The sequence below is a fragment of the Sphingomonas sp. MA1305 genome (assembly GCF_016107325.1).
In the GTDB taxonomy this organism is placed as follows: Bacteria; Pseudomonadota; Alphaproteobacteria; order Sphingomonadales; family Sphingomonadaceae; genus Sphingomonas.
The window spans coordinates 232,250-258,846 of record NZ_RCVT01000002.1 but is presented as its reverse complement, the minus strand read 5'-3'; the positions used below and the strand labels follow the sequence as shown (position 1 = coordinate 258,846).

At 68.7% G+C, this 26,597-nt stretch carries 15 protein-coding genes; 13 read left to right on the top strand and 2 right to left on the bottom strand.

Annotation, left to right across the window (positions count from 1 at the left end):
* The first annotated feature begins 103 nt into the window (after positions 1-103).
* From D9601_RS09210 to D9601_RS09175, 8 genes are all read left to right on the top strand, one after another.
* Positions 104-1,948, top strand: coding sequence for an alpha-amylase family glycosyl hydrolase (locus D9601_RS09210; RefSeq protein ID WP_198353701.1), 1,845 nt, complete (start codon positions 104-106; stop codon positions 1,946-1,948).
* Positions 1,945-3,549 (top strand): alpha-glucosidase, encoded by a 1,605-nt coding sequence (locus D9601_RS09205; RefSeq protein WP_198353698.1) that lies wholly within the window; start codon positions 1,945-1,947, stop codon positions 3,547-3,549. Before D9601_RS09210 ends, D9601_RS09205 begins: the two co-directional genes overlap by 4 nt.
* Entirely contained in the window at positions 3,546-5,633 is a 2,088-nt protein-coding gene (locus D9601_RS09200) for a glycoside hydrolase family 97 protein (RefSeq protein ID WP_198353696.1), read from the top strand. Before D9601_RS09205 ends, D9601_RS09200 begins: the two co-directional genes overlap by 4 nt.
* A 295-nt stretch (positions 5,634-5,928) precedes the next feature.
* The gene (locus D9601_RS09195) at positions 5,929-7,425 is read left to right on the top strand and encodes a tryptophan halogenase family protein (RefSeq protein ID WP_198353694.1); all 1,497 of its coding nucleotides are present in this window, start codon (positions 5,929-5,931) and stop codon (positions 7,423-7,425) included.
* Positions 7,422-8,930, top strand: coding sequence for an MFS transporter (locus tag D9601_RS09190; RefSeq protein ID WP_198353692.1), 1,509 nt, complete (start codon positions 7,422-7,424; stop codon positions 8,928-8,930). Before D9601_RS09195 ends, D9601_RS09190 begins: the two co-directional genes overlap by 4 nt.
* 221 nt (positions 8,931-9,151) lie before the next feature.
* Entirely contained in the window at positions 9,152-10,603 is a 1,452-nt protein-coding gene (locus D9601_RS09185) for a DUF4153 domain-containing protein (RefSeq protein ID WP_232474021.1), read from the top strand.
* Positions 10,604-10,635: 32 nt separating this feature from the next.
* Positions 10,636-11,349 carry a response regulator transcription factor gene (locus D9601_RS09180; protein ID WP_232474020.1) on the top strand — a complete coding sequence of 238 codons (714 nt, stop codon included), beginning with the start codon at positions 10,636-10,638 and terminating at the stop codon, positions 11,347-11,349.
* Positions 11,328-12,986, top strand: coding sequence for a sensor histidine kinase (locus D9601_RS09175; protein WP_332837956.1), 1,659 nt, complete (start codon positions 11,328-11,330; stop codon positions 12,984-12,986). The genes D9601_RS09180 and D9601_RS09175 overlap by 22 nt, the downstream gene beginning before the upstream one ends.
* A gap of 138 nt (positions 12,987-13,124) precedes the next feature.
* Here the strand turns inward: D9601_RS09175 and D9601_RS09170 are convergent, their stop codons facing one another.
* Together D9601_RS09170 and D9601_RS09165 are read right to left on the bottom strand one after the other, a co-directional pair.
* Positions 13,125-14,141, bottom strand: a complete 1,017-nt coding sequence (locus D9601_RS09170) for a LacI family DNA-binding transcriptional regulator (RefSeq protein WP_198353689.1) — start codon at positions 14,139-14,141, stop codon at positions 13,125-13,127.
* Positions 14,142-14,347: 206 nt separating this feature from the next.
* Positions 14,348-16,801, bottom strand: a complete 2,454-nt coding sequence (locus tag D9601_RS09165; RefSeq protein ID WP_269769668.1) for a glycoside hydrolase family 3 protein — start codon at positions 16,799-16,801, stop codon at positions 14,348-14,350.
* Between the two features lie 425 nt (positions 16,802-17,226).
* Here D9601_RS09165 and D9601_RS09160 point away from each other — a divergent pair, with 425 nt between their 5' ends.
* The 5 genes from D9601_RS09160 (at position 17,227) to D9601_RS09140 (ending at position 26,512) form a co-directional block, all read left to right on the top strand.
* Positions 17,227-20,493: a TonB-dependent receptor gene (locus tag D9601_RS09160; protein WP_198353686.1), complete on the top strand. Its 3,267-nt coding sequence runs from the start codon at positions 17,227-17,229 to the stop codon at positions 20,491-20,493.
* A gap of 68 nt (positions 20,494-20,561) precedes the next feature.
* The gene (locus D9601_RS09155) at positions 20,562-21,272 is read left to right on the top strand and encodes a SapC family protein (protein WP_198353685.1); all 711 of its coding nucleotides are present in this window, start codon (positions 20,562-20,564) and stop codon (positions 21,270-21,272) included.
* On the top strand, positions 21,262-22,311 hold the full coding sequence (locus D9601_RS09150; RefSeq protein WP_332837954.1) for a cupin-like domain-containing protein: 1,050 nt from the start codon (positions 21,262-21,264) through the stop codon (positions 22,309-22,311). Before D9601_RS09155 ends, D9601_RS09150 begins: the two co-directional genes overlap by 11 nt.
* Positions 22,308-23,774 carry a tryptophan halogenase family protein gene (locus D9601_RS09145; RefSeq protein WP_198353683.1) on the top strand — a complete coding sequence of 489 codons (1,467 nt, stop codon included), beginning with the start codon at positions 22,308-22,310 and terminating at the stop codon, positions 23,772-23,774. The genes D9601_RS09150 and D9601_RS09145 overlap by 4 nt, the downstream gene beginning before the upstream one ends.
* A 119-nt stretch (positions 23,775-23,893) precedes the next feature.
* The gene (locus D9601_RS09140) at positions 23,894-26,512 is read left to right on the top strand and encodes a TonB-dependent receptor (RefSeq protein WP_198353681.1); all 2,619 of its coding nucleotides are present in this window, start codon (positions 23,894-23,896) and stop codon (positions 26,510-26,512) included.
* The last annotated feature ends 85 nt before the right edge of the window (positions 26,513-26,597 follow it).

Genomic DNA, 26,597 nt, shown 5'->3' with positions numbered 1-26,597 from the left:
CGTATGCCCTGCGCTTGGCTTGTGCGCGCCGCTTTCCCAGAAGGCGTCGACCAAGCGCGGCATGGACCGCGCCGACTGGGAAGACCACCGGGAGGGGAATGACATGCGCCGATCGGCGAAATCTTACGCCGCGCTGGCCGCCGCGCTGCTGGCGATGACCGGCCTCGCCGCACCCGCCGCCGCGCAACAGGCCGCGACCGACTTTCGCGCCCGCCTGCCGCAGGACGAGGTGATCTATTTCCTGCTCCCCGACCGGTTCGACAATGCCGATCCGTCCAACGACCGCGGCGGCCTGACGGGCGACCGCAGCGTCACCGGCTACGACCCGACCGCCAAGGGCTGGTATCACGGAGGCGACCTGAAGGGCGTGACGCGCCGGCTCGACTATATCCAGGGGCTGGGCGCCACCGCGATCTGGGTCGCGCCGATCTTCAAGAACAAGGCGGTGCAGGGCGGCCCCGGCCAGCAATCCGCCGGCTATCACGGCTATTGGATCACCGACTTCACCCAGGTCGATCCGCATTTCGGCACCAACCAGGATTTCGCCGACCTCGTCGCCGCCGCGCACAAGCGGGGCATGAAGGTCTATATGGACATCGTCGTCAACCACACCGCCGACGTGATCCAGTACCGCGAATGCGTGGGCAAGAACGACTGCCCCTACCGCAGCCGCGCCGACTACCCGTATCAGCGCCGCGGCGGCGTCACCGGCCCAGCGATCAATGCCGGCTTCGCGGGCGACCAGGATCGCAGCCCGGCCAATTTCGCGCACCTGACCGACCCAAGCTACGCCTACACCCCCTTCGTGCCCGAGGCAGAGAAGGCCGTGAAGGTGCCCGCCTGGCTCAACGATCCGATCTACTACCACAATCGCGGCAACACGACCTTCGCCGACGAAAGCGCGACGATGGGCGATTTCAGCGGGCTCGACGACCTGATGACCGAGAACCCGCGCGTGCTCGCCGGGATGATCGACATCTACGGCGGCTGGATCGACCGGTTCGGCATCGACGGCTTCCGCATCGACACCGCCCGCCACGTCGAGCCGGCCTTCTGGCAGGCGTTCGTGCCGGCGATGCAGGCGCGCGCCAAGGCGAAGGGCATCCCCAATTTCCACATTTTCGGGGAGGTCGCGTACGAGACGCTCGACGTCGGCCTGCTCGCCCGCCACACCGTGGTCGACCAGTTGCCCGGCGTGCTCGACTTCGCGACGCGTCAGGCGATCCTGGAAAGCGTCACCGGCAAGCAGGAGCCGGGCGCCTGGGACAAACTGACTCTGGGCGACGCGCTCTACGCGCACGGCTACGACACCGCGGTGCAGCTGCCGACCTTCGTCAGCAACCACGATGCCGGCCGGCTGGCGATGGCGATCCGCAGCGTCATGCCGCTGATCAGCGACGACGAACTGCTGCAGCGCGTCCGGCTGGCACACGCCATGCTGCTCACACTGCGCGGCGTGCCGACCATCTATGCCGGCGACGAACAGGGCTTCGTCGGCGACGGCAACGACCAGGACGCGCGCGAGGATCAGTTCGGCAGCAAGACCGCCAGCTACAACGACAACCACCTGCTCGGCACGACCACCACCACCGCGACGCCGCATTTCGGCCGCGACCATCCCCTCTATCGTGAGATCGCCGCGCTCGCGAAGCTGCGCACCGCGACACCGGCGCTCACCCGCGGCACCGAAACGCTCCGTGCGCGCAGCGACCAGCCCGGCCTCGTCGCGCTGTCGCGGATCGATCCGGCGACGGGCGCGGAAGTGCTGCTCGCCTTCAACACCGCGACCAAGCCCCTGACCCGCGAGGTCGAGGTCGGCACCGCCGCCACCGGTGCGAGCGTGCTCGCCGGCGGCGGCTGCGCCGCGCGCGTGTCCGCGCCGGGCAGCCTGTCCGTCACCCTTGCCCCCCTCTCTTATGCGATCTGCGCGCTGAAGGCCGACCGATGACCGATACCAGACCCTGGTGGCGCGGCGCGACCATCTACCAGATCTATCCGCGCAGCTTCGCCGATGCCAATGGCGACGGCATCGGCGATCTCGCCGGCATCACCGCGCATCTTGATCACGTCGCCGGCCTGGGCGTCGAGGCGGTCTGGCTGTCGCCTTTCTTCCGCTCGCCGATGGCCGATTTCGGCTATGACGTGTCCGATTATTGCGACGTCGATCCGGTGTTCGGCACGCTCGCCGATTTCGACGCGCTCGTCGCCCGCGCGCATGCGCTGGGGTTGAAGGTGATCGTCGATCAGGTCTGGGCGCACACCAGCGACCAGCATCCCTGGTTCGCCGAAAGCCGCGCCAGCCGCGACAATCCCAAGGCGGACTGGTACGTGTGGCGCGACGCCAAGCCGGAAGGCTCGCCGCCCAACAACTGGCAATCGGTGTTCGGCGGGCCGGCCTGGACCTGGGACGCGCGCCGCGGCCAATATTACATGCACAATTTCCTGAAGGAGCAGCCGCAGGTCAACGGCCACCATCCGGACGTGCAGCAGGCCTTCCTGGACATCGCGCGCTTCTGGCTGGAGCGCGGCGTCGACGGCTTCCGCCTCGACGCGATCAACTTCATGATGTTCGACCCTGACCTGCGCGACAATCCGCCGGCGCCCGACGACGGCAAGGTCCGCACCCGTCCGTTTGACTTCCAGCTCCACGTCTACAACCAGAGCCACGACGCCATCCCCGGCTTTCTCGAACGGATCCGGGCGCTGTTCGACAGCTATGACGCGCGCTTCACCGTGGCCGAGGTCGGCGGCGCCGACAGCGATCGCGAGATGAAGCTGTTCACGGCGGAGGGACGCCGGCTCAACAGCGCCTATGGCTTCGACTTCCTCTATGCCGAGGCGCTGACCCCGACGGTCGTCGCCGAGGCGGTGGCGAAATGGCCGGAGGCCGACGGCCAGGGCTGGCCGAGCTGGGCGTTCGAGAACCACGACGCGCCGCGCGCCATCTCGCGCTGGACGGCGCCGGAGCAGGCGCATGCCTTCGCGCGCATGAAGATGCTGCTGCTCGCCTCGCTGCGCGGCAACATCTTCCTCTATTACGGCGAAGAGCTCGGCCTGACCCAGGTCGACGTGCCGTTCGAGCAGCTGCAGGATCCGGAGGCGATCGCCAACTGGCCGCGCACCCTGTCGCGCGACGGCGCGCGCACGCCGATGCCCTGGGCCGCCGATGCGCCCGGCCTCGGCTTTTCCACCGCGACGCCGTGGCTGCCGATCGGTTCGGATCACGCCGGCCTCGCGGTCGACCGGCAGGAGCGCGACCCGCATGCGCTGCTGCACTGGACGCGGGACGTGCTCGCCTTCCGCAAGGCGCATCCCGCGCTGCTCACCGGTGACATTCGCGTCGTCGAGGCGGGCGAGGCGATGCTCGTGCTGGAGCGGCGCGGCGAGGGCGAGACCTTGCTCTGCGTCTTCAACCTGTCGCCCGAACCGCAGCGCTGGGCGCCGGCCGACCCCGATCGCTGGCGCCCGCTGCGCGAGTCCGCGACACAGGGCTGGCATTTCGACGGATATGGCGCATTGATCGCGCAAAGCATTGGAGAGGCACGATGAACCCCTGGACACTCGGCGCCGCGATGGCGCTGGCACTGGCCGCCACGGCGGGTCATGCCCAGACCGATACCAGCGTCGTTGCGCAGAATCCGAATGGCCAGCTGAAGCCGGTCGCCACCGCCACTTCGCCGAACGGTCGCATCGCGCTGGCCATCGCCTTCGACAACGATGGGCGCCCGACCTATGCCGTGACCCGTAACGGCAAGCCGATCCTCAATCCCAGCCGGCTCGGCATCATGTTCACCGACGCGCCGAAGATCGAGCGCAACGTCGAACTGATCGGCCAGTCCAAGGCGTCGTCGGACAGCAGCTGGAACCAGCCCTATGGCGAGTGGAAGACGATCCGCGACCGCCACAACGAGCTGACGCTGCGTTTCCGCGAGAAGACCGGCCTCAAGCGTGAAATGGACGTCGTCTTCCGCCTGTTCGATGACGGCATCGGCTTCCGCTACAGCTTCCCCGACCAGCCCAACCTGCACACCGCCAACATCGCCGACGAACTGACCGAATTCGCCTTCGCGCAGGGTGGCACGGCGTGGTGGAAGCCGGCGTACCAGTGGAACCGCGAGGAATATCTCTACAACAAGACGCCGCTCGATGCGGTCGGCACCGCGCAGACGGTGATGACGGTCAAGCTCGCCGACGGCACCCATGCCGCGCTGCACGAGGCGGCACTGGTCGACTATGCGGCGATGAATCTCGCCCGGTCGGAAGGCAACACGCTGAAGGCCTCGCTGACCCCCGGCGCCGGCGCGCCCAAGGTGACGCGCACCGCGCCCTTCGCCTCGCCATGGCGGACGATGATCCTGTCGGACGACGCGCCCGGCCTGTACATGAGCCACATCGAACTCAACCTCAACGAGCCCAACAAATTGGGCGACGTCAGCTGGATCAAGCCGGCCAAGTTCGTCGGCGTATGGTGGAAGATGATCAAGGGCGACTGGACCTGGGCGACCGGGCCCAAGCACGGCGCGACCACCGCCAACGTCAAGACGTACATCGACTTCGCCGCCGCCAACAGGATTCCTGGCGTGCTGGTCGAGGGCTGGAACGTCGGCTGGGACGGCGATTGGCTGGGCAACGGCAACGACATGCAGTTCGACACGCCGACGCCGGATTTCGACGCGGCGGAGCTGACCCGCTACGCAAAGGCGAAGGGCGTCCACCTGGTCGGCCATAACGAGACCGGCGGTTCGGTGAGCCATTATGACGCGCAGCTCGATCGCGCCTTTGCCTTCGCGCGCGACCACGACATCCCGGTGGTCAAGACCGGCTACGTCACCGACGCCGGCCAGATCGAGCGCGTCGATGCGGACGGCACCAAGAAGCGCGAATGGCACGAGGGCCAGTGGATGGTGAACCACTATCTGCGCGTCGTGCAGACCGCCGCCAAGTACAAGGTCGGCATCGACAGCCACGAGCCGGTCAAGGACACCGGCCTGCGCCGCACCTATCCCAATTGGCTGAGCCGCGAGGGCGGCCGCGGCATGGAATATAACGCCTGGCCGGGCAAGAACCCGCCCAACCACGAAGCCAATATGTTCTTCACGCAATGGCTCGGCGGGCCGATGGACTTCACCCCCGGCATGCTCAGCCTGACCGGCCAGGGCGGCAGCACGCTGATGTCGACCGAAGCCAAGCAGCTGGCGCTCTACGTCGTCATCTATTCGCCGGTGCAGATGGCGGCCGACACCCCGGAGAATTACGCGCAGCACATGAACGCCTTCCAGTTCATCCGCGACGTGCCGGTCGACTGGTCGGACACGCGCGTGCTGAACGGCGAGGTCGGCGACTATGTCACGGTGGCGCGCAAGGACAGTGCAAGCAACGACTGGTATCTCGGCAGCATCACCAACGAGGCCGGCCGGACGCTGACCGTGCCGCTCGACTTCCTCGACGGCGGCAGGAGCTACACCGCAGAAATCTATCGCGACGGCGACGGCGCGGACTATCGCACCGAGGCGCGCCACGCGATTGCCATCGAGAAGCGGCCGGTGAAGAAGGGCGACACGCTGACCCTCACCCTCGCTCCCGGAGGCGGCCAGGCGATCCGCTTCGTCGCGGCCGGCAAGGGGAAGAGGTGAGCGGGAGGCATCCCGTGCCTCTTCCTCGAGCGCGGCGGGGAATCGCGCTCGCCCGCCCCATATTCTTTCGTCATGCCGGACTCGTTCCGGCATCCACCCCGCCACGCTCGCAACGCGCGTGGCGTCTGCGACACGGTGGACCCCTTAACGAGTCCGGGGTGACGAAGGCAGGGGACCTACCGGCACCGTCGTCCCCGCGCCGGCGGGGATCCAGACGCGCGGCGGTCACGGCTGGAAGCGCAACCGCAGCCTCTCTGGATTTTCGCCTGGGCGGGAATGACCTGGGAGGGCAGGGGTGACCGGCGCGGCCGCCACCTCCGCGCCGACCATCGCGATCGTCGGCGGCGGCACCGCCGGCTGGATGGCGGCGTGCTTGATGGCCAAGGCCTGGCCCGACGCCGCCATCACCCTGGTCGAATCCCCCGACGTCGGCATCGTCGGCGTCGGCGAGGGCTCGACCCCGCAACTCAAGGCATTGTTCGACGGGCTCGGCATCGCAGAGGCCGACTGGATGCCGGCCGCGGATGCGACCTACAAGGTCGGCATCGCCTTCCACGGCTGGGGCGAGCCGGGCAGCGCCTACTTCCATCCCTTCGCCGGCGCGGTCGACCTCCACACCCAGGCCGCCTTCCACGCCAGCGCGCACGCCCGCCGCACCGGTGCCGACGTGCCCGCGCATCCCGATCGCTTCTTCCTCAACAGCCGCCTCGCCGCCGCGGGCCGCGCGCCCGTCGCGCCGCCGAACTTCCCGTTCCCGGTCGGCTACGGCTACCATTTCGACGCGCACAAGGTCGGCGAGGTGCTGCGCGCCGAGGCGATCCGCCGTGGCGTCCGCCATGTCCGCGCGCACGTGGAAGCCGTGGTCGTCGCCGACACGGGCGACATCGCCAGCCTGACCCTGCGCGACCAAGATCCGCTCGCCGCCGATCTGTTCGTCGACGCCAGCGGCTTTCGCGGCCTGTTGCTGCAGCAGGCCTTGGGCGTGCCCTTCCGCCCCTTCGCCGAGAATCTGTTCAACGACCGTGCCGTGGTCATGCCGACCCCACGCGGCGCAACGCTCGACGCCCATACCAGCGCCACCGCGCTGTCGGCCGGCTGGGCCTGGGCGATCCCGCTGACCGCGCGCACCGGCAACGGCTATGTCTATGCCTCCTCCTACCTGTCGCCGGACGCGGCGGAGATGGAGTTGCGCCGTCACCTCGGCCGGCTCGACGATCCGACGCCGGCGCGCCACCTGACGATGAAGGTCGGCCGCGTCGAGCGCAGCTGGGCGGGCAATTGCCTCGCCATCGGCTTGGCGCAGGGCTTCATCGAGCCGCTCGAGGCGACCGCGCTGCACCTCGTCCAGGCGACGGTGGAAGGCTTTATCCGTGCCTATGACGCGGGCGGCCGCTCGCCGCGCGATCGCGACGGCTTCAACGCGCGCATCGCCCGCCGCTACGAGGGAATCCGCGACTATATCGTCGCGCATTACCGTCTCAACCGCCGCACCGACACGCCCTATTGGCGCGACAATGCCGGGCATGACCGATTGTCCGACGATCTCAAGGCGATCATGACCGCCTGGTTCACCGGTCGCGATGTCGCCGCCCTGGTCGAGAGCCGCGATCTCGCCGGCTATTATGCGCCGATGTCGTGGGAGGTGCTGTTCGCCGGCTATGGCACCTTCCCGCCCGCCGGCCGCCTGCGCGCCGCGGCGCCGGTCGCCGACCTCGCCGCGATCGACGCGCTGCTCGACGGCTGCCTGCTCAATTTCCCGCCGCATGCGGCGGCGCTGAAGGACCTTGCATGACCGATACGTTCGCCCGCCGCCCGCGCCAGAGCTGGGCGGGGCTGTTCAACATCTCGTTCGGCTTCTTCGGCATCCAGATCGGGTTCGCGCTGCAGAACGCCAACATGAGCCGCATCTTCCAGTCGCTCGGCACCAGCCTCGACGATCTGCCGGCGCTGTGGATCGCCGCACCGCTGACCGGCCTGCTCGTCCAGCCGATCATCGGCCATCTGAGCGACCGGACCTGGCTCGGCCGGCTCGGCCGGCGGCGGCCCTATTTCCTCGCCGGCGCGCTGCTCGCCGGCCTCGCGCTGTTCGTCATGCCGGAAAGCCCGTCGCTGCTCGTCGCGGCGCTGATGCTGTGGGTGCTCGACGCCTCGCTCAACATCTCGATGGAGCCGTTCCGCGCCTTCGTCGGCGACATGCTCGACCGCGATCAGCACGCCGCCGGCTATGCGGTGCAGACCGCCTTCATCGGCGCGGGCGCGGTGTTCGGCTCGATCTTCCCCTGGTTGCTCGAACATCTCGGCGTCTCCAACCAGGCGGCGGCGGGCGGCATCCCCGACACGGTGCGCTTCGCCTTCTGGTTCGGCGGCGCGGCGCTGGTCCTGGCGGTGCTGTGGACGGTGCTGACCACCCGCGAATATGCCCCCGAGGAGATGGCGCGCTTCCATGGCGCCGCCGATCCCGACGAGGCGGATCATGTCGTCCGCATCCTCGCCGCGCGCAATCCGCTCGCCAGCCTGCGCTGGATCGCCGCCGGCGTCCTGATCGTCGCGATCGTCGCGACGCAGCGGCTCGAGAAGGAGGTCTATGTCCTCGGCGGCCTGTTCGTCGCCTACGGCCTTGCCGGCATGATCGCGGTGGCGCGCGCGAAGGCGGGGCGCAGCCCCGGCCTGCTCGGCCATATCGTCGGCGATTTCGCCGGCATGCCGGTGCTGATGAAGCGGCTGGCGGTGGCGCAGTTCTTCAGCTGGTCGGCGCTGTTCATCATGTGGATCAACACCACGCCGATCGTCGCCGGCCGCTTCTTCGGCGCGCCCGATGCGGCGAGCCCGCTCTATCAGGAAGGCGCCAATTGGGTCGACGTGCTGTTCGCCGCCTATAACGGCATCGCCGCGGTCGCCGCGCTGACCCTGCTGCCGCTGCTGTCGCGGCGGATCGGCCAGGCGCGCACCCATATCGTCGGCTTGCTGTGCGGCGCCGCCGGCTTCGCCAGCTTCTTTCTGGTGACCGACCCCAAATGGCTGCTGGCCAGCGAGATCGGCATCGGCATCGCCTGGGCGTCGATCCTCGCCATGCCCTATGCGATCCTCGCCTCCAGCCTGCCGCAGCGCAAGCTCGGCATCTACATGGGCCTGTTCAACGTCTTCGTCGTCGTGCCGCAATTGCTGGTCGCGACGGTGATGGGCTCGATCACCAAGCACTTCTTCCCGACCGCGCCGATCTGGACCCTGGTCTTCGCCGCCGGCGCGCTGCTGCTCGCCGCGCTGGCGATGACGCGGGTGCAGCCCGGGCGGGATTGAGGTACCTGCCGCTGGTCCAAGAGGGCGGAGATCGGTTCGCGCGGAGGCGCGGAGGCGTGGCGAAGGACACCCTCGGCGGGCGTGCAATGTAACCGGCCGTACGCTCTCCTGCACGGATCCTGCACATCATCCCCATCGACCGGTGACGCCGTCACCGGCACGCCCTGAACGCCGCGCCTTCATCACCGCACGATCCCGCCTCTTTGACGGAGCATCGTGCCTTGCCCCAATCCCGTCCCATCGCCGCGCGCGGCGCCTTCCTCGCCAAGATCGCCGCCGCCGGCGCGCTGGCGCTCGCCTTCGACCTTGTGTTCTTCGATCGCGGCTTCGGCGCGACGCTCGGCGGCTTCGCGCTCGCCTGGTGCCTGCTCGCCGCCGCCTGCATCCCGGCGCTGCGACGCGGCGTGCCGTTGATGGCGCTGGCGATCGCCGGCGCGATGGCGCTGGTGCTGGTCAACGCACCGGGGCCGATCGCCTGGTGCCTGTTCTGGATCGCGCTTGCCAGCGCGGCGCTGCTGCCGCGTCATCGCTTCGACGATGCCGCGCGCTGGGCGACCCGGCTCGCCAGCCAGCTCGTCTTCGCCGTCCCGGCGCCGCTGCACGATGCGGCGCGGGCGCAGGCGGGGCGTAGCGGCCGCGCGCCGCTGCCGATGTCGCTGATCGTCCTGCCGCTGGCCGGCGGCGCCGTCTTCCTGCTGCTCTTCGCGCTCGCCAATCCGCTGATCGGTGCCGCACTGGAGGCGATCCAGCCGCCCGCGATCGACCGGCTGGTCGGCCATGCGGTGACGCTAGCCGCGATCGCGACGCTCGCCTGGGCGACGCTGCGCCCGCGCAGCCTGCGCTGGGTCGGCAGCGGCCGCGCGCGCCCTCTGGACCTGGCATTGCCGCTGGCCACGCTCACCGTCTCGCTGGCGGTGTTCAACCTGGTCTTCGCGATCCAGAATGCGCTCGACCTGCTGTTCCTGTGGAGCGGGGCGCCGCTGCCGGCCGGCGTCACCCTGGCCGGCTATGCGCATCAGGGCGCCTATACGCTGATCCTCGTCGCGCTGCTCGCCGCCGCCTTCGTCACCGGCGCGCTGCGGCCGGGCAGCGCCGCCGCGGCCAGCCCCGCGATCCGGCGGCTGGTGCTGCTCTGGCTCGCCCAGACCCTGCTGCTCGTCGCGTCCAGCATCCTGCGCCTGCTCGACTATGTCGATGCCTATATGCTCACCACGCTGCGCCTCGCCGCCTTGGTGTGGATGGCGCTGGTCGCGTGCGGCGTCGGCCTGATCGCCTGGCAGTGGCTGGCGCGACGCTCGCTCGGCTGGCTGGTCAATGCCAATGCGCTCGCCGCGCTGCTCGTGCTCGCCGCCTCCACCCTGGTCGACTACGGCGAGCTCGCCGCCGGCTGGACCGTCCGCCACGCCACCCGCGCCGACCAGGTCGACCTCGCCTATCTCCACGATCTCGGCCCCTCGGCATTGGCGCCACTTCTTGTCCTCGAACGGCGCGCCGGTCCGCGGCTGCGGCCGCAGGTGATCGCCCTGCGCGACCGGGCGGTGGCGACGCTGGCCTGCCGCCAGGCCGACTGGCATCGTTGGACCTGGCGCGGCGCCCGCCGCCTCGCCGCCGCGCGCGCCGCGATCGGTCGCGATGCGCCGCCGGCGCCGCTCGGCCGCGATTGCGGCAATTGACGGAAGGGAGCGTTCGGATGATCCCCTGTCCCATGCCCCGTACCATCCTGGTCGTCGATGACGATCCGCACATCCGTCACCTGCTGGTCTTCGCGCTCGCCAAGGCGGGGCTCGACACGGTCGAGGCGGCGGATGGCGAGGCGGCGCTCGCCGCCGCGGCGTCGGTGCCCGCGCCCGATCTCGTCGTGCTCGACATCAACATGCCGCGCCTCGACGGACTGGAGGTGTGCCGCCGCCTGCGCAGCACCGGGGGCGAGGTGCCGATCCTGTTCCTGTCGAGCCGCGACGACGAGATCGACCGCATCCTCGGCATCGAGCTCGGCGCCGACGATTATGTCGTCAAACCCTTTTCCCCGCGCGAAGTGGTGGCGCGCGTCATGGCGATCCTGCGCCGCACCGCCGCGCGTCCCCCCGCCGTGGCGGGCGCCGCCGGACCGATCCGCCACGGCCGGCTCAGCCTTGATCTCGACGGCTGGCGCGCCTGCTGGGACGGGATTGAGGTGCCGCTGACCGTCAGCGAATTCTCGATCCTGCGCACGCTCGCCGCGATGCCGGCTAAGGTGTTCGGCCGCGACGCGATCATCGACCGGCTGCACGGCCCCGGCTTTGCGATCACCGATCGCACGATCGACAGCCACGTCCGCAACCTGCGCGCCAAGTTCGCTGGCGTCGGCGGCGGCGACGTGGTCGAGACTCGGCCCGGCATCGGCTATCGCCTCGGGCCGTGCGCCGGTGCGCCCGGATGATCGCCGCGCTCAAGGACAGGGTGAAGCGCCATTGGCCGCGCCTGCACCTGCGCACCATCCTGTTCGCGACCCTGTTCCTGGTCGCGGCGCTGCCCGGGTTCGGCGCGATCTTCCTGCGCGTCTACGAGAACACGCTGGTCCGCCAGACCGAGGCGGAGCTGGTCGCCCAGGGTGCGGCGCTGGCGGCGGCCGCGGCGGTGGACTGGCCGGCCGCACCCGCCGCGTCGCCGTGCTCCTGCAGACGCCGGAGCCCAGCATCACAGAAGGTGCCGCCCGGGGTTCCGGGTTCCTGCCTGCGCAGGACCGCATGCGGGACAATGGCCGCCAATCGCACCGACCCCGCCGAAGTCGACCTGTCCACCGCCACCATCCTGCCCGAACGGCCCGCCCCCGCGCCGGCCCCGCCACCCGCACCGGACGCGCAGGCCGCCGGTCGCCGTCTCACGCCCGTCCTCGCACAGACCGGCGCGACCACGCTGGCGTCGATCCTGCTGCTCGACCGCAACGGCCGCCTCGTCGCCGGCCGTGCCCCGGCGGGCAGTTATGCCGCCCTGCCGGAGGTCGCCGCGGCGCGGGCCGGAATCCCACGCACCGTGCTGCGCCGCAACGGTGGCTATCAGGCGGTCTATCGCTTCGAATGGCTGTCGCGCGCCGCGGCGATCCGCATCCACCATGCCCGGCCGATCGTCGTCGACGGCCGCGTCGTCGGCGTGCTGCTGCTGTCGCGATCGGCGCGTGCCCTGTTCAAGGGGCTGTACGAGGATCGCGGCAAGATCGCGTTCGGCATCCTCGTCATCTTCGGTCTGCTCGTGCTGCTCAGCGGCGTCATCTCGCGCGGCATCACGCGGCCAATCGAGCGGCTCGGCGCCGCCACCCGCGCGGTCGCCGGCGGCCATGGCAGCGTGCCGGAGGTGCCGCCAACCGCGGCGATCGAGATCCAGGGCCTCTACGCCGATTTCGCCACCATGGCCGCCGCGATCGAGCGTCGCTCGCGCTACCTGCGCGACGTCGCCTATGCGGTCAGCCACGAATTCAAGACGCCGCTCGCCGGCATCCGCGGCGCGATCGAGCTGCTGCAGGACCATGGGCCGACGATGACCGCGGCGGAGCGCGCCCGTTTCCTCGCCCATATCGATGGCGATGCCGGGCGGCTGGCGCAGCTCGTCACCCGCCTGCTCGATCTCGCCCGTGCCGACATGACCGCCGCGACGCCCAGCGCGGCGGCGGCGATCGGGCCCATCCTCGGCCGTATCGCCGATGCGCAGCAGCGGATCGTGGTGGAGGTCGGTCTTGCCCCCGCACTGCCACCGGTCGCCCTGCCGGCCGCCGCGCTCGAGACGGTGATCGCGACCTTGGTCGACAACAGCCGCCGTGCCGGTGCCGGCCGGGTGACGATCGGTGGCGAGGCTGCGAACGGCCGTGTGCTGCTCCGCGTCGCCGACGACGGACCCGGCATCGCCGAGGCGGATGCGGCGCGGCTGTTCGAGCCGTTCTTCACCACCCGTCGCGCGGAGGGCGGCACCGGCCTCGGCCTGACGATCGCCCGCTCGCTGCTCGACGCCCATGGCGCGACGATCGCCCTCGCCGCCGCGGAAGGGGGGGCGAGCTTCGTCCTCGACCTGCCCGCCGCGGGCTGACCCGGCCGAGGCGGTTTCCGCTGTCCTACAACGGCTGTCACGCTTAGCCTTGCTACGGGGCGCCGCTCGATCGCCGCGTCGCGCCCCGCGGGATGAACAGGTGCGATGAGTGCGACCTTTGCGACTTTCCGGATCGGTTCAGCCGCCGACGCGCGCAACGCTAGGCCGTTCGATCAGGGCATAGGGCAATTCGATGCACGGCGCCTCGCCATCGCGGGCCGCACCCGGACCGATCAGCAGGTCGACCGCCGCCGCCGCCATTTCCGCGTTGGGCTGGCGGATCGTCATCAGCGGCGGCCAGGCCATACGCGCGATCGCGGCATCGTCGAAGCCGACCAGCGACAGGTCGCCCGGCACCGTCAGCCCGTGTCGCATCGCCACGACCAGCACCGCGAAGGCCATTTCGTCGTTGCTGGCGAACACCGCGCTCGGCCGATGCGCCGCCGCCAGGATCGCCTCCGCCGCGGCGAGGCCGGACCGGAAGGTGAAGTCGCCCTGCAGCACGCGCGCCGTCGGCACCGCGATCCCCGCTGCCGCCATCGCATCGCTGAACCCGTGCCAGCGTCGCGCGCTCGCCTCGTGCATCGGATTGCCCTTGATGAAGGCGATGTCGCGATGGCCGAGCGCGATCAACCGCTCGGTCAGTTCGCGTGCAGCAGCGCGGTCGTCCATTCGCACCTGTGGCGTGCGATCCAGCGCCTCGCCGGGCGCGATCCGCACGACGCGCACGTCATGCGCGGCGAACAGATCGAGCAATTCGGGCCAGTCGCCGATCGGCGGGGTCAGGATCGCGCCCGCCAGCCGCACCGCGCGCAGCGCCGAGTCGAGTCGTGCCATCCAATCCGGCTGCGCGCGGTCGACCTGTTCGATCAGCAGGTGGTGCGCGACCTCGCGACATCGTTCCAGCGCACCGCGTTGCACATCGCCGGCATAGCTGGACGCGGGATCGTCGAAGAACAGCCCGACCAGGAACGACCGCGCGCTCGACAGCCCGCGCGCGAAGGCATTGGGGCGATAGCCGAGCTCGGCGACGACGCGCAGCACCGCCTCGCGCACCTCGGCACGGACATGCGCCTCGTCGTTGATTACCCGCGACACCGTCTTGGGCGAGACGCCGGCCCGCGTCGCGACGTCCTTGATCGTGATGATCGTCATGCCGTTCCTCGTCGTCGAGTCGGCACGGCAGGCGGCCGGGCTGCGGCGACCGGATAACGGGGCGGCGCAACAGGCTCCGCGCGCAGCGACCGGCGCCGAGTCGACCGCCGGAACAGGCGGCGCGCGCGTGCGGAGTCGGCGGTGGGCAGGGTCTGCGTCACCACCCGACCTTAACCGCTTGCCCTGCCTGCGCAACGGCGGGTCGGTCAGCGGCAGTCGACCAGCCCCTCACCCGGCGAACCGAAGCGGATGGCGGAAATCGTCACGTCCAGCGTCCCCGCGGTGGTCAGCGCGAACGGCGCCGTCACCTTGCCGAGATCGGTCTTCGCGAGGCAGCGCAGTGGCACGGCGATTTCACCCCACGTCTTGGCGTTCGCCAAAGCGGCGAGGCGCGGTGTGACCGCGACGCCGTCCAGCGTCACCGGCGCCGCCGGCCCGGCATCGACGCGAAGCTCGATGATCAGCGCGACATCGCCATTCGCCTCGCGGGTCAGGTCGACCGGCGCACCGACCAGTGCCGCCGTCGCCTCGCCCGCACCGGTCCAGGCAAGGCGGACCGAATCCTCCTGCGCGCGCCGGTCGGCGGGACGCTGGCTGATCCGTTCGGGACTGGGATTGGCGGCGAGCTGGCCGGGCGCGCCGATCAGCAGCCGCCGCCCGCCGGTGGCCTTGCCGCGCGCGAACAGCGTGTTGCGATCGCCTCCCCCATCGGCCCGCCGCTCGTCGAGCCGCGGCAGCTCGCCCGGCTGCCCGGTCTTCAGGCCGAAGCCGTAGGCGAAGAGCGGGTCGTAGCCGGCGTCGCCGACGTTGAGCGGGCTCTGGTCGGAGCGCTTCGGCCAGCTATAGGGCAGAGTGCCACGGAAGGGCCGCGCGCCGAACAGCGCGTCGGCGACCCCCGCGCCTTCCGACCCCGGCAGCCAGGCGGCGACAAAGGCGTCGGCGGCATTGAGATAGGGGTTCACCCACAGGGGCCGCCCCGACAGGAAGACCGCGACGACCGGCACGCCGGCCGCGCGCAGCCGCTTCATCGTTGCCAGATTGTCCGTCGTGGCGGGATCGTCGAAAGCGACGTCGCTACGGTCGCCCTGGAACTCGGCATAGGGATTCTCGCCGAACACCACGATCGCGGCGTCGGGTCGGGCGGAGAAGGCGCCGTCGGCGGCGTGGGTCGCGGTGCCGCCGGCGGCGCGCACCGCCGCGTCGATCCCCTGCCAGATCGTCGTCGCGCCGGGAAAATCGGCAGGCTTCGTCCCCGTGCCCTGCCACGACAGGGTCCAACCGCCGGATTGTTTGGCGACGTCGTCCGCGCCGTCGCCGGCGACCAGGATGCGCGCGCCCGGCTTCAGCGGCAGCAGGCCGCCCGCATTCTTGAGCAGCACCAGCGATTCGGCGACCGCCTGGCGTGCAATGGCGCGATGCTCCGGCGACCCGAGCATGTCGTAGCGGCCGGCGAAGGGACGCGACGACGGCCGCCCGGCCTCGAAGATCCCGGCCCGGAACTTTACCCGCAGCACCCGCCGCACCGCATCGTCGAGCCGGGCCATCGGGATCGCGCCCGACTGCACCTCGCGCAGCGTCGACTGCCAGATCCCCTTCCAACTGTCCGGCGCCATATAGATGTCGAGACCGGCGTTGATCGCCTGCGGGCAGTCGGTGGTCGAGCAACCCTCGACTTGGCCATGGGCGTTCCAGTCGCCGACCAGGAATCCATCGAAGCCCCAACGCCGCTTGACGACCCCAGTCAGCAGGCTGTCGTTGCCCGTCATCTTGCGGCCGTTCCAGCTCGAGAAGCTGACCATGATCGACTGCACGCCGGCGTTGATCGCGGCTTCATAGGGCGGGGCGAAGAGGTCGCGCAGCTGGTCCTCGCCGATCTGCGCATCGCCCTGGTCGCGGCCGTTCCTGGTGCCGCCGTCGCCCAGGAAGTGCTTGGCGGTGGCGATGACATGCGGCCCTTTCAGCCAGTCACGGTCGCCGATCCGGCCCTGCAGCCCCTCGATCAGCGGACCGGCGTAGCTCGCGGCGATCGCGGGCGTCTCGCCGAATCCTTCATAGGTGCGGCCCCAGCGGTCGTCGCGCACCACCGCGATCGTCGGCGCGAAGGTCCAGTCGATGCCGGTGACGCGCATCTCCACCGCCGTCGCCGCGCCGATCCGCCGCATCAGCTCGGGATCGCGCATCGCGGCGAGGCCGACATTGTGCGGGAACAGCGTCGCGCCGACGATATTGCTGTGGCCGTGCACCGCGTCGATTCCCCAGATCGCCGGAATGCGCGGCAGCTTGGGATCGTCGCTGGTCGATGCGTCCCAGAAGGCATCGGCCAGCGCCAGCCAGTCCTTCGCCGGGGCGTTGTAGCGACCGCCCGGATCCGAATTGCCGCCGTTGAACACCGAACCGAGATGGTAGCGGCGCACGTCGTCGGGCGTGATCGAGGCGATGTCGCCCTGCACGACCTGGCCGACCTTCTGCTCCACCGACATGCGGGCGATCAGCTGGTCGATCTTGCGCTCCATCGCCGGATCGGGGCGGACGGGCGAGCGAAGCGCCGGCCAACGATCGGGATGGGCGGTATTCGCCGGCGTCGACGGGGTCGGGGGAGCCACTTGCGCGACTCCGACCGTCGCCGTGCCGACCGTCGCAACTGCAAGAATCGCCATCATCCGAGACCGACGCATAACCCCTCCCTTTCAATTCCGGTCGCGCCGGTGTTGACACCGTTGTCGGAATTGATGATCCTTTGTCAAGCGCGGGCGGACTGCGACAGCGATGGGAAGCGGCAGGCTGACCATCCACCACATCTTGGTCTCAGCTCGTCCGGTTCGTACCGTTCCCCAACCGGCCGGCGGTGCCGACTGGTCTCACGGCTGCCGCGTAAGGCGCGGCAGCCGTTTTTTTTTGCCGAACGCGGCCCTGAGCGGCGCTGCCATACGATCGTGCTTCTGCGACACCAACCTCCGCCGTCGCCGCGACCGTCAGCATGACTGCCATTGACATCGTTGTCGGCTACGGTAGAACCACATCATGGCGAGACGACATCGCCAGGTTCAGGTTGGCCGGCCTTCCGCCGGCAGTGGAGGAGGATGATATGAGGGGGATCGATCTCGCCCGTGTGCTGGCGCGTTCCGCGTCGACGCTGGCTCTGGCCGGCGCCATGGCGATGCCGGTGGCGGCCCTGGCACAGACCGCGCCGGCGGCAGATCCGCAGGCGGGCACGCCGCAGGCCGATACGGCACGCGGCGCACCGGTCACCGAAGGCGGCGCCACCGCGACCAATCCCGTGCCCGACACGCAGGCGGGCGACGACATCGTCGTCACCGGCGTCCGTGCCTCGCTGGAACGGTCGATCGCGATCAAGCGCGATTCGAGCGGCATCGTCGATGCGATCAGCGCCGAGGATATCGGCAAATTCCCCAACACCAACCTCGCCGAATCGCTGCAGCGGATCACCGGCGTGTCGATCGACCGGGTCAATGGCGAAGGCTCGACCGTCACGGTCCGCGGCTTCGGCGCGCAATACAATCTCGTCACGCTCAACGGCCGCCAGCTGGCGACGTCGGACATCGTCGCGGTCGGCGGCGATCAGGGCGGCGACGGCGCCGGCGGCTTCGGCCGCTCGTTCGATTTCGCCAATCTTGCGTCCGAAGGCGTCAAGACGCTCGAGGTCTACAAGACCGGCCGTGCCGCGGTGCCGTCGGGCGGCATCGGCGCAACCGTCAACATCGTCAGCCGCCGCCCGCTCGACGCGCGGCAAAGCGGCCTGACCGGCTCGATCGGCGCCAAGGCGAGCTATGACAATGGCGCCGACGCCTGCATCAGCTGCGGCAGCCATGTGACGCCGGAAGTGTCGGGCGTCGCCAGCTGGAGCGATCCCGACCAGAAGTTCGGCGTGTCGCTGTTCGGCAGCTACCAGAAGCGCAACTACAGCTATGCCAGCCAGGCCAACGACGATTGGAATATCCGGACGCTGTCGGATTTCCTCAATCCCGCCAATGGCTTCGTGAATCAGGCGACCAAGATCAACAACGCGCCGGCGAACGGCAGCACCCTGGTTTCGGTACCCAACGACAGCCGCTACCATTTCTCCGAGGCGAGCCGCGAGCGGCTCAATGGCCAAGGCATCATCCAGTTCAGGCCGGTCGACAATCTGACCATCACCGCCGACGCGCTCTACGCGCAGCTGCGCGAATCCGAGCGCCGCTCGACCCAGTCCAACTGGTTCAACCGGCCGTTCGACGAGGTGACCTTCGACAGCGCCGCCGACGGCATCGCGACGACGCGCTACCTGCACGAAACGATCAACGGCGTGAAGGACGAGGCCTTCGAACAGGCCTATCGCGCGCAGAAGAACCGCCTGTACGACTTCGGCGGCAACATCGCCTGGCAGGTGACCGACCGGTTCAAGCTCGCCCTCGACGGCCATATCGGCAAGGCGGAGAGCCTGCCCGACAATCCGAACGGCCAGACGTCGACCACGGTGGCGTTCAACGCGCCGGTGGTCACCGCCCATTCGGTGGACTGGGGCACCGACGGCTTCCCGCGCCAGACGCTGTCGATCAACGACGGCACGCGCAGCGTGACGCCGACGGGCCAGTCCTTCATCAAGGGCAACAACAACGGGATCATCGACGTCGGCGACCTGTCGGGCGCGGTGCAGCGCCAGTTCGCCTCAACGCAGACGCAGCGGATCAAGGAATTGCGGCTCGATGGCGGCTACGATCTGGGCGGCGGCAGCCGCTTCGACTTCGGCGGCGACTATCGCGAGACCGACACCCGCCAGACGCAGTACAATACGCGGCAGGTGCTCGGCGACTGGGGCAATTCGCTGCCGCCGGAGATCGCCACGGTCGCACCGGGCCAGGTCTTCCAGTTCTGCACCGTCTGCCAGTTCACGCACAACAGCCCGAACCCGGACGCCAACACCAAGATCGCCTTCCGCACCGAGGATGCGACCAAGCTCTACAACTCGCTGTACAATTACTACATCGGCATCACCAACGACGGGGTGAACCACCAGAACAACATCGACGCGAACAACGACAATCGCGTCCAGGAAAAGATCTGGGCGGTCTACGGCCAGGTCACCTGGAACGGTCAGCTCGGCAACATGAACGCGCAATTGGTCGCCGGGGCGCGGTTCGAAAGCACCCGCGTCAACGCGACCTCGCTGCAGCCGATCCCGCTGGCGATCGTCTGGCAGGCGGACAACGACTTCACGGTCCTCAACTCGACCGATCGTCAGGCGGTGACGTCGAAGGGGCGCTATAACAATCTGCTGCCGGCGATGGACTTCTCGGTCGACCTGACGCGGACGCTGAAGGGGCGCCTATCGTACAGCAAGACGATCGCGCGCGCACCCTATGGCAGCCTGTTCGCGTCCAGCGGCGTCAGCCAGGCGCCGCCGCGTCCGACCGCGATCGGCGGCGTCGCCACCGGTTATGCCAACAACACCGATCTCGATCCGCTCAATTCCGACAATTTCGACGTGTCGCTGGAATGGTATCCGCGCAAGGACGTCTATCTGTCGCTCGGCTTCTTCGACAAGCGGGTGAAGAACTTCATCGGCAACACGTTGGTCAATCGCCAGCTGTTCGGCCTGCGCGATCCGACCTCGGGCCAGGCGGGGACGCGATCGGGGACGGCGAAGACGCAGCTGACCAACACCTTCGCGGCGGACATCACCGACGTCAATCTGTTCACCTATACCGCGCTGTTGCAGCAGAACAGCGGCAACGTCGCCGCCGCCAATGCGCAGTTCGCCGCCCATTACAACACGCAGACGCGATCCCTCGATCAGGGCTTCGTCGATCAGACGCTGGCTGCCGTCGACATCACCGCGGACGCCAATGATCCCTTGTTCAATTTCTCGGTCAACACGCCGATCAACAACAAGGAAGCGGAGATCTACGGCTTCGAGGTCGCGGGTCAGTATTTCCTCGGCGACACCGGCTTCGGCGTCGCGGCGAGCTATACCCTTGTGCGGGGCAATGTCGGCATCGACACGGCGGCCGATCCGAACGTCGACCAGTTCGCTCTGGTCGGCCTGTCGGACACCGCAAATGCGACGCTGATCTACGACAAATACGGCCTGTCGGCACGGCTGGCATACAATTGGCGGGCGAAGTTCCTCAGCCAGCTGAACCGCGACACCTACCACAATCCGGTGTTCACCGCGCCGTACAGCCAACTCGACCTCAACATCAGTTACGATGTCACGCCGCACCTCGCGGTGACCTTCGAAGGCATCAACCTGCTGGAGGAGGGAGTGCGGACCTACGGCCGGGACTATATCAACACGTGGTACCAAACGGAGGGTACCGCCCGCTATCTGGTCGGCGCGCGGCTGCGCTTCTGATCGCGAGGGGAGGGCCGGGCCGTACGGCGCGGCCTTCCCCCGTGACGTTCTTACGGTATGTTGCTGATATGACGGCCTCCACGCCCCAGCCGCTCAACAATGTCGATCATGCGGGGCTGCGCGTGCGGCTGGAACGCGGCGTCGGCTTTGGCGATGCGGTCAATCAGGTCGCGGTGTTCGCCACCGAATTCGAGGACGTCGCCCGCGAATATCCGATCGTGTTCCGCGCCAGGGCGGATGGCGGCTATGACGCGGTCGCGCTGCTCGGCTTCGCGCGCGACCAGAATCTGTTCCTCGACGGCGATCGCTGGGACGCGCATTACATCCCCGCCCTGTTGCAGCGGGGCCCCTTTTCGATCGGCGTGCCGGCCGACGGCGGCGCGCCGACGATCCATATCGACCCCGCGCATCCGCGGGTCAGTACCGCGGAAGGCGCGCCGATCTTCCTGCCGCACGGCGGCCAGGCGCCGCTGCTCGATCGGATCGGCGGCGTGTTGCGGCGGATCTATGCCGGGACGCAGATCGCGCCGCATCTGTCCGCGGCCTTGCTGCGCCACGATCTGCTCGAACCGGTCGAACTCCAGGTCGAGACCGCCGGCGGCGCCTCCTTCCGCGTGCCCGACTGCCATGTCGTCGCAGAGGCCCGGCTGGCGGCGCTGGATGCCACCGCCCTTGCCGCGCTGCACCACGACGATTTCCTGCGACCGGCGATCTGGGCGGCCTCGTCGCTCGGCACATTGCCGTGGCTCGCCGAACGGGCGGTGCGCCGTGGCGCGTGACGATGCGTCGCCGTTGCGCGTGACCCGCCGCACCCGCGAGATCGACGGACGTGGTATGGCGCCCGATCTCGCGGCGATCGTCGAGGCCGGCGTGCCGACGATCCTGCGTGGCGCGGTGGCGCACTGGCCGCTCGTCGCCGCCGGACGTGACGGGCCCGAAGCGGTCGCCGACTATCTCGCCCGCTTCGATGGCGGGCGACCGCTCGTCGCCTATCTCGGCGGCCCGGCGATCCGCGGGCGCTTCCATTACGATCGCGCCAGCACCGGCATGAACTTCCGCACCGAACGCCTGCCGCTGCCGATGGTCATGGCGCGGCTGGCGGAGGGGCAGCGAAGCGATGACGGCGCCGCGCTCTACGTCGGTTCGACCGACCTCGACCATTTCTTCCCCGGCCTGCGGCTCGACAATCCACTCGCGCCTGCAGACGATCTCTTTGTCGCCCATCCGCCGCTCGCCAGCATCTGGATCGGCAATCGCACCGTCGCCGCCGCGCATCACGACATGTCGGACAATGCCGCCGCCTGCGCCGTCGGTCGGCGCCGCTTCACGCTCTTTCCGCCCGAGCAGATCGCCAACCTCTATCCCGGACCGCTCGAACCGACGCCGGGTGGCCAGGCGGTGACGATGGTCGATTTTGCCGCTCCCGATCTCGACCTTTATCCGCGTTTCGCGGAGGCGGTGGCGGCGGGAGAGATCGCCGAGCTCGAACCGGGCGACCTGCTCGTCTATCCGGCCCTGTGGTGGCATCAGGTGGAGGCGCTGGACCCCTTCAACGTGCTGGTCAATTTCTGGTGGAACCGGGTCGCCGACCATCACGATACGCCGATGACGACGTTGCTCCACGCCTTGCTGGCGCTGCGCGATCGGCCGGCGCATGAGAAGCGGGGCTGGCAGGCGCTGTTCGACTATTATGTCTTCGGCCCGGCCGATGCCGCGGCGGCGCATCTGCCGCCGGCGATGCAGGGACCGCTCGGCCCGATCGACGCCGATCTCGCCCGGCGCCTGCGCGGTGCGGTCGCGCACCGGCTCAATCGATGAGGCAGGTGCGACGCGTCGTCGTCGCGGGCGGCGGTACCGCCGGCTGGCTCGCCGCGGCGGCGCTGGTTCGCCAGCTGTCGCCGTTGATCGAGGTGGTGCTGATCGAATCTGATGCGATCGGCACCGTCGGCGTCGGTGAATCGACGATCCCGACGATCCGCACCTTCCACGACTTCATCGGCGTCGACGAGGATGCCTTCGTCCGCGCGACGGGGGCGACGTTCAAGCTCGGCATCAGCTTCGAACACTGGCTGCGCGAAGGCGCGCGCTACTTCCACGCCTTCGGATCGGTCGGCCGGTCGATGTTCGTCGCCGACTTCCAGCATTTCTGGCTGGAGGCGCGGCGGCAGGGTTTCGGCGGCGCCTATGGCGACTATTCGGCGGAATTGCGCGCCGCGGCGGAGGGGCGCTTCTCGACCGATCCGGCCGCCGGCCTCGCCTATGCCTATCATCTTGATGCCACCGCCTATGCCGCCTTCCTGCGCGGCCATGCCGAGGCGGCGGGCGCCCGCCGCATCGAAGGGCGTATCGTCGCCGTCGATCGGGACGGGGAGACGGGCGATCTGCGTGCCTTGCGGCTCGCCTCCGGCGCGGTGATCGACGGCGACTTTTTCATCGATTGCACCGGCTTTCGCGCGCTGCTGATCGAGGATGCGCTGACGACCGGCTATGACGATTGGAGCCACTGGCTGCCGACCGATACCGCGCTGGCGGTGCAGACGGACAGCGTCGGGCCGCCGATGCCCTATACCCGCGCGATCGCGCACTGCGCAGGCTGGCGCTGGCGCATCCCGCTGCAGCATCGGGTCGGCAACGGCATCGTCTTTTCCAGCCGCGACATGACGGAGGAGGAAGCGCGCGCGACCCTGCTCGACGGGATCGAGGGCACGCCGCTGTTCGATCCACGACCGATTCGCTTTACCACCGGCATGCGGAAGCGTGCCTGGCACCGCAATTGCCTGGCGCTCGGATTGGCGAGCGGGTTTATCGAGCCGCTCGAATCGACCAGCATCCATCTGGTCATGATCGCGGTGACGCGTTTCGTGCAGAGCTTCCCCTTCGCCGGCGACGACGGCGCGCTCGCCGATCGCTTCAACGCGCGCACGCGGGCGGAGTGGGAGCATGTCCGCGACTTCGTCATCCTCCACTATCATCTGAACGACCGGGCGGAGCCGTTCTGGCGCCGGATGGCGGCGATGGAGGTGCCGGACACGCTGGCGGCGCGGATCGCGCTGTTCCGCGAGCAGGCGGCGGCGTTCCAGGACCAGGATCAGATCTTCCGCATCGATTCCTGGGTGCAGGTGATGCTCGGTCAGGGACTGGAGCCGCGCGATTACCACCATCTTGCACGGATGCTGCCGGCGCAGGACCTGCAACGGGCGCTCGGTGGGCTCGACGCCGGCATCCGCCACCGCTTGCAGACCGTGCCGAGCCATGCCGACTTCCTGCGTCGGTTCGCCTAATATGAAATCAGGATGAGTTTTGTGGGATTTTTCTGTCTTTGATCTGTCACGGCACCGTCCCGACTCGCGGATAACGCGCCCCGAGAAGCCGAAGTGGCTGATCAAGGGGACTTTACGACATGTCGATCCATTCGCGTATGCGGTTGCGTCTGCTCGCGGGCGCCGCTCTGCTCGTGGCGTCGGGCGCGGCCGAGGCGAAGACGACCAACGACACGGCCAAGCCGGCGCAGACGCAGGCGACCGCCGATGCGCAGGCGACCACTGCCGATCAGCCCGCGACGGAAGAGGGCGGCTCGCAACTCGGCGACATCGTCGTCACCGCGACGCGGCGCGAAACCAATTTGCAGAAGACGCCGATCTCGATCAGCGTGCTCAACACGCAGGCGCTCGCCGACCGCCACGTCCTCAGCCTGTTCAACCTCGCCGACGGCACGATTCCGTCCCTGCGCGTCGCCACTTTCGAGGCGCGCCAGTCGGCATTGACGATCGGCATCCGCGGCATCGTCCCCTACGACCAGAACCAGACCGCGCGTGACGGCGGCGTCGGCGTCTACATCGACGGCGTCGCTCTGGGTAAGACGCAGGGCCTCAACGCTGCGCTGTTCGACATCGAGCGGATCGAGGTGCTCAAGGGTCCGCAGGGCACGTTGTTCGGCCGCAACACCGAAGGCGGCGCGCTGTCGCTGGTCTCGCGCGCGCCGACCGGCGTGTTCGGCGGCCGCATGACCGCGGGCGTCGGCAATTACGGCAGCCGCAACGCGGACGTGCACCTCGACCTGCCGGCCTTCTACGACATCTCGCTGAAGTTCGACGGCGTCTACCAGCATCAGGATCCGACGGTGAAGGACCCGCTGACGGGTTCGACTGGCTGGAATTATTACGACCGCAAGGGCGGCCGCGTCGCCGCGCGCTGGAAGCCGGTCGACGGCTTCACCGCCGACTTCGCCTATGATTATGCGAAGGACGACAATACGCCGCAGTTCAGTCAGCTGATCAGCTACAACCCCAACAACTATCCGGTCGGCACGTTCAACAGCAGCGGCGTCCTCCAGCTGAATGGCGTGAATTGCGGCGGCACGATCACCGCAGCGCAGGCGGCCGCCGGCCGCCCCGTCTGCATCGCGCCCAAGGCGCCGCTGGTCGGCGTGCATCCGGATCGGCAGAAGGTCGCCGACGTCGGCGTGCCGCAGCAGCCCAGCGTCGACATCACGCACGGCTTCTCGTCCAATCTGCGCTATCAGGTCGCTCCGGCGGTCGAATTGCGGTCGATCACCGCTTGGCGCGGCGTCAGCACGGACCAGTGGGACAATTCGGGCGGTCCGGAGCGGAGCAGCTTCGCGCCCAACTCGAACTTCAGCCGCTACAGCCTGTCGTTCCTGCGTCAGCACCAGTTCAGCCAGGAATTCCAGGCGGTCGGTAGCGCCGACCAGCTCGACTATGTCGTCGGCGCTTATTATTTCACCGAACACGCCACTGAATATGCGGCGACGCCGCTGAGCAACCTGTGGAACGCGGACGGCACGGCCTACACCATTCGCAGCCCGATCCCGGGCAATGCGAATGCGATCACCAGCGCCAATTCGGGCTATCAGCAGTACGATCCGTCGTGCAACAACACGCTGGCGACGACGGTGCCGCAATTCGCCAACAGCTGCCAGTTCATCACCCGCGCCAGCCAGGCGAGCGACCACAATTACTCGCTGTTCGGCAATCTGACCTTCACGCCGTCGGCGTTGGGCGACGTGTTGCACATTACCGCCGGTGGCCGCTGGACCAAGGACAAGCGTCACGGTACGCTGTACGTGGTCAACAATCGCGCCGATCTGGTCACCGCCGGCACCGTCTCGCCATTCGGCTTCCGCAACAGCATCAGCCGCTTCGACCCGATGGTCAACGTCGCGTTCGATGCGACGCCGGACGTGCACCTCTATGCCAAGTATGCCACTGGCTTCCGCGCCGGCGGCGCCAACGACCGTTCGCTGCAGTTCAACGCCTTTGGTCCGGAAGCCGTCAAGTCGTATGAAATCGGCTCGAAGATGGACTTCTGGAACCACAAGGCGCGGCTGAACCTCGCCGGCTACATCATGAACCGGTCGAACACGCAGTTCGACTTCGACTATTTCGACACCAACGGATCGAGCCCAACCAACGGCAGCCACATCGAACAGACGATCAACGCCGGCAAGAGCAAGATCCGCGGCATCGAGGCCGATCTGACGGTCGCACCGGTGCAGGGGCTGACGCTGACCGGTTCCTACGCCTACACCTATTGGAAGGCGCCCTCGGCGGTGAACCCGCTGACCCCGGGCGCTCCGGCGCAGCAGCTCTACATCGTCTACACGCCGCGTAATGCGGCATCGGCGGCGATCGATTACGCCGTTCCGATCAACGTCGGCGATGCCAGCGTCCGCCTGCACCTCGACGGCAATTACGCGAGCAGCCAGTATAGCTTCCAGCTCGAGCCGACCAAGACCGACGCCAGCTTCATCATGAACGGCCGCCTGTCGCTCGCCGACATCGCGGTGTCGCCGACCAACAAGGTGACGTTTGCCTTCTGGGTGCGCAACCTGCTCGATACGACCTACATCTATCGTCGCTCGTCGGCGAACTCGGTGCCGGTGTACAATTACGGCGCCACCGGTCAGCTGATCTCGACCAGCTATGGCGGCATCCTCGGCGATTACGCCAACTTCAATCCGCCACGGACCTGGGGTGTGGAAGCGACGATGCGCTTCTGATCCCCGGTCACGGCCGACGACAAACGCCTGGTCCCCCGGGGCCGGGCGTTTCCGTTTCTGCGGAATGTCGCTGGCTCCGGATCAG

What these genes read in the sequence shown, in the direction of transcription:
- D9601_RS09210 (WP_198353701.1), top strand. Translation starts at nt 104, where the DNA reads ATGCGCCGATCGGCGAAATCTTACGCCGCGCTGGCCGCCGCGCTGCTG.
- D9601_RS09205 (WP_198353698.1), top strand. Translation starts at nt 1,945, where the DNA reads ATGACCGATACCAGACCCTGGTGGCGCGGCGCGACCATCTACCAGATC.
- D9601_RS09200 (WP_198353696.1), top strand. Translation starts at nt 3,546, where the DNA reads ATGAACCCCTGGACACTCGGCGCCGCGATGGCGCTGGCACTGGCCGCC.
- D9601_RS09190 (WP_198353692.1), top strand. Translation starts at nt 7,422, where the DNA reads ATGACCGATACGTTCGCCCGCCGCCCGCGCCAGAGCTGGGCGGGGCTG.
- D9601_RS09180 (WP_232474020.1), top strand. Translation starts at nt 10,636, where the DNA reads ATGCCCCGTACCATCCTGGTCGTCGATGACGATCCGCACATCCGTCAC.
- D9601_RS09170 (WP_198353689.1), bottom strand. Translation starts at nt 14,141, where the DNA reads ATGACGATCATCACGATCAAGGACGTCGCGACGCGGGCCGGCGTCTCG.
- D9601_RS09165 (WP_269769668.1), bottom strand. Translation starts at nt 16,801, where the DNA reads ATGATGGCGATTCTTGCAGTTGCGACGGTCGGCACGGCGACGGTCGGA.
- D9601_RS09160 (WP_198353686.1), top strand. Translation starts at nt 17,227, where the DNA reads ATGAGGGGGATCGATCTCGCCCGTGTGCTGGCGCGTTCCGCGTCGACG.
- D9601_RS09155 (WP_198353685.1), top strand. Translation starts at nt 20,562, where the DNA reads ATGACGGCCTCCACGCCCCAGCCGCTCAACAATGTCGATCATGCGGGG.
- D9601_RS09145 (WP_198353683.1), top strand. Translation starts at nt 22,308, where the DNA reads ATGAGGCAGGTGCGACGCGTCGTCGTCGCGGGCGGCGGTACCGCCGGC.
- D9601_RS09140 (WP_198353681.1), top strand. Translation starts at nt 23,894, where the DNA reads ATGTCGATCCATTCGCGTATGCGGTTGCGTCTGCTCGCGGGCGCCGCT.